General features: G+C 56.7%; 3 protein-coding genes and 1 pseudogene. 1 reads left to right on the top strand and 3 read right to left on the bottom strand.

Features of this window, described 5'->3' with window-relative positions:
* On the top strand, window positions 1-979 hold a 979-nt coding region (gene gyaR, locus MVK46_RS01020), incomplete at its 5' end, for a glyoxylate reductase (RefSeq protein WP_297534583.1).
* A gap of 73 nt (window positions 980-1,052) precedes the next feature.
* Here the strand turns inward: gyaR and MVK46_RS01015 are convergent.
* The 3 genes and pseudogenes from MVK46_RS01015 to MVK46_RS01005 form a co-directional block, all read right to left on the bottom strand.
* Complete coding sequence (locus MVK46_RS01015) at window positions 1,053-1,766, bottom strand: DUF72 domain-containing protein (RefSeq protein WP_297534584.1); 714 nt, start codon at window positions 1,764-1,766, stop codon at window positions 1,053-1,055.
* A gap of 5 nt (window positions 1,767-1,771) precedes the next feature.
* Window positions 1,772-3,052 (bottom strand): DNA double-strand break repair nuclease NurA, encoded by a 1,281-nt coding sequence (locus MVK46_RS01010; RefSeq protein ID WP_297534582.1) that lies wholly within the window; start codon window positions 3,050-3,052, stop codon window positions 1,772-1,774.
* Window positions 3,039-3,962 (bottom strand): annotated as a pseudogene (locus tag MVK46_RS01005) (chromosome segregation protein); the annotation flags it as partial. The pseudogene MVK46_RS01005 and the gene MVK46_RS01010, both read right to left, overlap by 14 nt.

Genomic DNA, 3,962 nt, shown 5'->3' with positions numbered 1-3,962 from the left:
CGCTATTCCTGAGAACGGCATCGAGATGCTGAGAGAGCATTTCGAGGTCGAGGTCTGGCCGGAGGAGCGGGAAATCCCGAGAGAGGTTCTCCTCGAGAAGGTTCGCGATGCTGACGCCCTCGTTACGATGCTCAGCGAGAGGATTGATAAAGAGGTCTTCGACAACGCGCCGAGATTAAGAATCGTCGCGAACTACGCCGTCGGCTACGACAACATAGACGTTGAAGAGGCAACGCGGAGGGGAATCTACGTAACGAACACTCCCGATGTCCTCACCGATGCCACCGCTGATTTCGCGTGGACGCTTTTGCTTGCAACGGCGAGGAGGCTAATCGAGGCCGATAACTTCACGCGCTCCGGCAAGTGGAAGAGGAAAGGTATTGCCTGGCACCCGCGCTGGTTCTTGGGCTACGACGTTTACGGCAAAACCATCGGAATCATCGGCTTCGGCAGAATCGGGCAGGCGGTGGCGAAAAGGGCTAAGGGCTTCGGCATGAGAATCCTCTACTACTCGAGGAGTAGAAAGCCGGAAGCCGAGAGGAAACTCAACGCAGAGTTCAAACCCCTTGACGAGCTCCTGCGCGAGAGCGACTTCGTGGTTTTAGCGGTTCCGCTGACTAAGGAAACCTACCACATGATTAGCGAGAATGAATTTAGACTCATGAAGAGCACGGCAATTCTCGTGAACATAGCGCGCGGAAAGGTCGTTGACACCGACGCGCTCATCAGGGCCCTTAGAGAAGGCTGGATTGCCGGAGCTGGTTTAGACGTCTACGAGGAGGAGCCGTACTACAACGAGGAGCTATTCAGCCTGAAGAACGTGGTCTTGGCGCCCCACATCGGTAGCGCGACCTTTGGGGCCAGAGAGGGCATGGCCGAGCTCGTGGCGAGGAATCTGATAGCCTTCAAGAACGGCCAGATTCCGCCGACGCTTGTCAACAAAGAAGTTGTGAAGGTAAGGAAACCGGGGTTCGAGTGAATCCCCATTTCTTTTTGGGCGATGATGACAACACCCTCGGCTGACGGTGATGAGCTGGACCCGTGCCTGAGCCCTAAATGAGCGCTTTGAACCTCTTCGCGTCCCTGCACATGTCGGTGTTGTTGAAGAAGACGAAGCTCTCACCTTTGTTCCAGCCAAGGACGCGCTCCCTGATTCTTTGCAGTTCCTCGTTGCTGTAGGAGTGCCGGTAAACTATCCTCCCGTTCTCGTAGCGCCCGTGAAGGCGGTAGTAGTTCGTCTCACCGCTGTGGAGCGGAATCCTCACGAGAGGGTCGGTCACGTCTATGACATCGAAGGCCCTAACGAAGCGCTTAACGCCCTTCTCGCTCCAGCCCCTCAGCTCAACGGCTATCTCGAAGCTTCCCCTGTCAATCATCTCAAAAAAGCGTTCCGCGTTGGCGAAGCTCTCCTCGCTCTCCTTGAAGCTCTTCGGCAACTGGATGAGAATGAAGCGCGCGCCGAGGGTTTTGGCCTCCTTCAGTGTCAAACGCCAGAAGTGAAGGACGTCGCCCTTGGGCCTCAAAAGACCGACGTTTTTGCTCGGCCTAACGTTGCTCCTCCGCCACGTCGGGCTGTTTGGAGGATGCGTTACGCCCTGAAAGGCCTTCACCGCGAATGTGAAGCCTTCCGGTGCCTCTTTCCTCCAGCGTTCGAGTGTTTTCTCCTGAAGGATTCTGTAGAACGTCTGCTGAACCTCAACGGCGTCGAAGTCCCGGAAATATTTCGCCCTTCCCTCGCAGAAGCCGCAGGTTCCGACCCTAATCATCTTCATCACTCCAGCGGTTCCCTCCCGTAGCGCAGGAAGTCGAGGTAGCCCTCATCCTCCCCGATGAGGTTGCTGAGTATTGAGTTAACGTACGCGTCGAACTCGTTCTTCTTTATCACAACGGAGTGGTGCGCGTACTCGAGGGGGAGCACGTACTCGTCTTCGGCGAGGGCCACTATCTTCGAGAGCGTTTCTTCGAAATCCTGTCCCTCGGGAACCTCGAGCAGATAGAGGAGGCCGCCGTCAGTAAAGCGGACGTAGGCGGGCCTTATCCTCGCCCCCAGGATGTCGTTTCCATCGAGGACGAGTATCTCCCTCAGGTTCTCGAGGGCGCCCTCCTTCATGAGGTCCACCACGAGGTTTGAAATTGCCTTCTTCGGACCCTGGGAGTAGCTGAACTTCAGGTAGCCCCTCCTTGAGGTCAGCGATGAAACGACCGGGGTATCCACTATCATGCCCGCGACGTTGAGCAGTTCCCTGCTCTTGAGTTTCCTCTTGAGGCCCTCGAACTCGAGCCTGTAGGCCCTCTCCACGACCTCCCTCTTGTAGAACGTTTTGGCTATGGCCCCGACCTCGCACCCGAAGAGCTTGTCGAGGGCGTGGAGGTACTCGAGGTACTCGAAGAGGACGACGAGCTCCTCCATGTCGGTTGTCCACCAGAGGCTTTCGAGTATGGGCTTTGAGCGGTTCTCCATGAGCAGGGTGAAGATGTCTTTGCCGCCAACTCCCCTCGACGGAAGCGAGGGGCTTGAGATAAACCCCCGCTCCCTGAGTTCCCCTTTCCACGACCTCCACTGCTTTTCAAGGAACTCCAGAAAGTCGAGGGCTGTCTCGAGGAGCTTTCCCCCGTGTTTGGTGTAGAGCTCCTTCGTCGTGCTATCCGCGTAGGTCGGCGGCTTTATCAGGGCGCTCCTGAGGGTTCCGTCCATCAGGACGAGGTCGCCGCCCAGTTCGTACGCCATCGCGCCTATTCTCTTCTCCAGGATGTCCATGTGAATCCTGACCCTGTCCTCAACGTTGCTGTATGGATACAGCATCCCTATGTCGTTCCAGTAGTAGAGGTCCTCCCCGATGGCCACGGAGGACACCGCGTAGATTATAGCCCCGGTCAGCCGTCTCGTCATTCTGCTCCCGTCGACGGCGTAGACGTTCCCCTCCGCAGGCTCCGGAAGTTCTTCCCAGCTGTAGTGCCTGAGCACCGCCTCCCGCATCGCCTCTATGACCCTCTTCCCCTTCTCTAGAAACTCCCTGATTGCACTGATGTGGGCATCGCTAATACGCTCCAAGGCTCTCCACCTCCACCCTGCTCTTGCCGCCGACGTTGGTGACCCTAATCACGTAATCGGCCGCGTCCTTCAGCTCCTCGTCGTGGGAAACCAGTATAACTTGAGGTATCTTCCTCAGCTGGTTCGAGATTATCTCGATGAGCTTCTTCCTCCTCTCCTCGTCGAGGAAAGGTGTCGGTTCGTCGAGGATGAGAAGCTCGAGGTTGTTCACCTTGTAGAGCGAGAGGGCCAGGCGGAAGGCCAGACCGAGGGCTATCCTCTCCCCGCCGCTCAGGAAGTCTATTCCCACCTCGTTGCCCGCGTACAGAACCTTAAGCTCTATCCTTTCCCTGCCGTACTTCCTCTCTCGCTTGAGCTTGATTCCCTGGTATTTGCCCTCGGTCATCTCTGAAAACGTCTCTCCGGCGAGCCTCTCAACTTCGGCAAGGCCTCTGACCTCGGCTTCGGCCTTCAGGCGGGCGACCTTCTCCCGGAAGGCCTTCATCTCACCCTCAAGCTCCTCAACCTTCTCGAGTTCCCTCTCGGCGCTTTCGATTTCCTTCAGCTTATCCCTCAGCTCCTTTATCAGCCTTCCAATTTCGTCCCTGAGCTTTTCCCCTTCCTTAAGCTCCGTTCTGACCCTCTCCAGTTCTTTCATTTTTTCGAGGTATTCTCCCTCGACCCTCGAGAACTCCTCCTCCGAGAACGCATCCCTCAGGGCCTTGAGTTCGTCCTTCAGCTTCTCAAGCTCCCCGTTCAGCTCCTCAATCCTTCTCCTCTTGGCTTCTATCGAGGAGAGGGTCTCTTCGAGCTTTCTCCTCATCTTTTTCAGGGTCTCGGGGACGTCCCTGAGCGAGAGGTATTCCCTGTGGAGCGGCTCAAGCTCCTCGAGCCTCTTTTCAACGGCTTCGAACGACTCAAAGCCTTTCGC

Origin of the sequence: Thermococcus sp. (assembly GCF_027066465.1) — an archaeon.
In the GTDB taxonomy this organism is placed as follows: Archaea; Methanobacteriota_B; Thermococci; order Thermococcales; family Thermococcaceae; genus Thermococcus.
The sequence above is the reverse complement of the archived record's forward strand: the minus strand, read 5'-3'. Positions and strand labels throughout refer to the sequence as shown.